Annotated in this window: 4 protein-coding genes and 1 pseudogene; all 5 read right to left on the reverse strand. The window is 28.3% G+C overall.

The window, feature by feature from the left end:
- Window positions 1–477 (reverse strand): annotated as a pseudogene (locus QZ429_RS07425) (hypothetical protein); the annotation flags it as partial.
- Window positions 478–537: 60 nt separating this feature from the next.
- The gene (fliR, locus tag QZ429_RS07430) at window positions 538–1,308 is read right to left on the reverse strand and encodes a flagellar biosynthetic protein FliR (RefSeq protein WP_291953334.1); all 771 of its coding nucleotides are present in this window, start codon (window positions 1,306–1,308) and stop codon (window positions 538–540) included.
- A complete protein-coding gene (locus QZ429_RS07435; protein WP_291953336.1) occupies window positions 1,295–1,930 on the reverse strand; it encodes an ABC transporter ATP-binding protein in 636 nt (211 codons plus the stop codon). The genes fliR and QZ429_RS07435 overlap by 14 nt, the downstream gene beginning before the upstream one ends.
- Before the next feature lie 2 nt (window positions 1,931–1,932).
- Window positions 1,933–3,009 (reverse strand): translation elongation factor Ts, encoded by a 1,077-nt coding sequence (tsf, locus tag QZ429_RS07440; RefSeq protein ID WP_291953338.1) that lies wholly within the window; start codon window positions 3,007–3,009, stop codon window positions 1,933–1,935.
- Entirely contained in the window at window positions 3,002–3,802 is an 801-nt protein-coding gene (gene rpsB, locus QZ429_RS07445) for a 30S ribosomal protein S2 (RefSeq protein ID WP_291953340.1), read from the reverse strand. The genes tsf and rpsB overlap by 8 nt, the downstream gene beginning before the upstream one ends.
- Between the last annotated feature and the right edge of the window lie 297 nt (window positions 3,803–4,099).

Genomic DNA, 4,099 nt, shown 5'->3' on the forward strand with positions numbered 1-4,099 from the left:
ATTTTCCTCTGAATTTTCCTCTGAATTTTCCTCTGAATTTTCCTCTGAATTTTCATCCAAATTCAATTCTTTTAACAATTCATCATTATCAATATCTTTTTCAGTATATTCTTCATTATTTAACTCTAACAACTTTTCATCTATCTTATCATCAATATTTTCATCATTAATAACTTTACAAATATCTTCAGCCCCACTGAGTAATTCTATAAAATCAGTTGGTAAAAAAGGCTTAAATAAGCATTCTATTCCATCTTTTTTTTCTTGATTTCTTGGCAATAAATAAATTAATCTTTCGCATTTTGTTTTAAGATAATCAAGATCCACATCACTATCATGATCAACAAGGATAATATCATAATATGAAAGTTCATTTTCAATATTTGTAATCTCTTCAAAATCATAACCAAGTTTTTGCACACCTAAACTAATTAATTTAGATACTGCAACATTAGAATTAACAAGCAAAACTTTCATTTGCATCTCCTAAAAAAACTAAAAACGCTATATTCTAAAATATTTTTAATTATTTATTGCTTATATATTGAAAAATAATAATTCCATATGCTCAAAACTTTTCATTATTAAATTTTTAAAATATTGCATCATTATAAGCAAAATAGCTATTAAAACCGCAAAAGATAAAAATATTTTTATCGGATAACCAACAACTAATAAATTAAATTGAGGCATAGTTTTCATCAACATACCAAAAATAACATCTGATAATAAAGAAATGGCCAAAATAGGAAAAGCCATAGAAAAACCTAAGACAAATATATTTACCATAGATTTATTTAAATATAACATTAAATTCTCATGAGGAAAAAATCCACCTAAATTAATATATTCTAAAGAATTAGCTATAAAAAGTATAATTAAATGATGTCCATCAAAAACTAAAAAACAAAGTAAAGCCAACAAATTTAAAACTTGAGAAATGACAGGAGTATTAGCACCTGTGGTTGGATCCATAATACTAGCCATAGAAAATCCCATAGTGAAAGATACTTGCTCACCTGCCATTTGTAAAATAGCAAAAACCATTTGCAAAATCAATCCTGCAATCATTCCAAATAAAATTTCACTTAAAATAAAAAGTATAAAAAAACTATCTAAGATATTGTTTTCTAATTTTGCTAAAGGAAATAAAAACATTGTTAAAAACAAAGCTAAAGTAGTTTTAATAATCAAAGGAATGCTATTATGTGAAAAAAATGGAAAAAAAGCAATTAAGCCACTCATTCTTGCAAAAAGTAGCATAAAAATGATAACGTTTTGATCGCCAAGATACTTAACAAATTCCATAATTCCTCAAACAATAAACAAAATCACATTTTTTTGCTAATTCTTGATCGTGTGTTACAAATACCAAAATAGCTTCATTATTTTTTGCATAATCAATCAAAATTTCAATCACATTATATGCATTATTAAAATCTAAATTTCCTGTGGCTTCATCTGCAAAAATAACTTTAGGTTTTTTACTTAAAATTCTTGCAATACTAACTCTTTGTTGTTGCCCACCGCTTAGTTTAGTTATCTTTTGTTCCATCAAGTGAGCTATACCAAGTTTATATAAAAGCTCTTTATCAATTCTTTGCCCGCTTAAAATACTTGCAAGTTCTATATTTTCAAAAGCATAAAAACCCTTAAATAAATAATGAGTTTGAAAAATAATTCCAAATTCATTTCTACGAATATTTAATATTTCTTTATCTCCAAGATTGTATATATTTTTACTTTTATAATAAACATTTCCAATCTGTGGTTTTAACAAAGTAGAAAGTATATGCAAGAGGGTTGATTTGCCACACCCGCTAGTTCCTTGTATAGCAACGCAATCCTTTGCATACAATGATAAATTTAGGTTTTCAAAAAGCGGATAATCAAAACTATGTTTTAAATTTTCCGCTCTTAAAATTTCCATTATTAACTCATTTGTGCAGCAACTTCAGCAGCAAAATCTTCAGTCTTCTTTTCTAGACCCTCGCCAACCTCAAAACGAATAAAATCTATTATTTTAATACTTCCATTAAATTCTTTTTCTTTTTCAGCTATCACTTGTTCAATAGTTTTTTTATCATCCATCACATAAAATTGTCCCATTAGCGTAAGTCTGCTATCTAATTGAGAATTATCTGCAATAAAACTATTCATCTTTCCAGGAATAATGTTATCCCATATTTTTTCAGGCTTTCCTTGTGCTTTAAGCTCGGCTTTAATATTATCTTCTGCTTCTTTTAAAATATTTTCACTAAGCTGTTTTCTACTTGCAAACTTTGGAATTTTATGTTCAGGTTTATTAGGATCTTTTAATCTTCTCCTTTCCTCATTATCTTTTTCGAGCTCAGCAACCAAAGCTTTATACTCATTTTCTATAAATTCCATATCTAAATCTTCATAAGACAGATAACTAGGCTTCATAGCAGCTATATGCATACAAAGATGTTTTAAAAATTCACCACATTTTGACACTGTTGCTTCGCTATCACAAGCTGCTGCTATAATAACACCTACACGACCATTAGTATGAATATAGCCATTAACTACACCATTAGCACCAGCCTTAAGTGTTGCAAATCTTCTTACAACCAAATTTTCACCAATAGTTGCGATTTGATTTTTTAAATACTCTTCAAATTTAACTCCATTAATTTCACTTAAATAAAGTTCTTCTACATCTTGAATATTTTTAGTTTGAATATGACTTGTTGTATCTTTAACTAAAGCAATAAATTGTTCATTTTTAGCAACAAAATCTGTTTCAGAATTAATTTCACCTACAGTCGCGATCTTAAAATCATCACTTACTTTCACACTAATAAGACCTTCAGCTGCTAAGCGATCAGCTTTCTTTTCTGCTTTTCCCAGCCCTTTTTCTCTTAAAAGTTGAATAGCTTTTTCAAAATCTCCTTTTGTATCTTTTAAAGCATTTTTACAATCCATCATACCTGCGCCAGTATTTTCACGCAGCTGCTTAACCATTTGTGGAGTAATTTCAGTCATTATCCTCATCTCCTTCAAAGTCTTCTTCACTCATAGCTTCTTCTAAAACTTCTCTTTTCTCTTTATCACTAATTGATACTTCTTTGTCTGTATCATCTATATCACCTTCTTGTTCCCTTAAAGATTTTCCTTCATTAATAGCTTCAGCCATTTCTTGACAAAAAAGCTGAACTGAACGAATAGCATCATCATTACCTGGAATAGGAAAATCAACTAAATCAGGATCGCAGTTTGTATCAAGTGGTGCTACAACTGGAATTTTAAGTCTATTTGCTTCTTGTACTGCAATTTTTTCTTTAACCGTATCAATAACAAAAATCATATCTGGCTGTGTCTTCATATAACGAATACCTCCAAGATATGCTAGTAATTTTTCTTTTTTTCTTGTAAGCATCAAAGCTTCTTTTTTTGTCAAAAGTTTAATACTTCCATCTTCTTCCATTTTCTCTATAATCTCTAGTTTTCTAATAGATTGACGTATAGTACCAAAATTTGTCATCATACCACCAAGCCAGCGATGATTAATATAAGGCATTCCACATTTTTCAGCATATTCTTTAATTGCTCCACCAGCTTGTTTTTTAGTTCCAACAAAAAGTATAGTTTTTCCTTCTGCTGCCGCATCACGCACAATGTTATAAGTATATCTAAAATATCTCAAGGTTTTTTGTAAATCAATGACATAAATACCTTTTCTTTCACCAAAAATAAATTTTTTCATCTTTGGATTCCAACGTCTTGTTTGATGCCCAAAATGCACTCCGCATTCTAGCAAATCTCTCATACTAACCATAATTTTCTCCTTTAAATTTAGCTTATTCCTCCGCACCCATTTAATCTAAATCAGCTAAAAAGAATTGATGCGTGTGAAATAGTAAGTCGTGAGTTTAACATACTTTTTTTTAGTTTTTACTTATAGGTGTATTATTTTTTTCATTAAAAATAAATTATTACTAGCTTATACTATGATTTATTTTGATAAAATGTTTTATAGTATATTTAATACATAAATAAAAAATAATCCATAATACTTAAATAAAATAAATTTTTTAAATTATGTTTTCATACCTCTAGATGAATTTATAAATAC

Origin of the sequence: Campylobacter sp. (assembly GCF_020024835.1) — a bacterium.
Classification (GTDB): Bacteria; Campylobacterota; Campylobacteria; order Campylobacterales; family Campylobacteraceae; genus Campylobacter_D.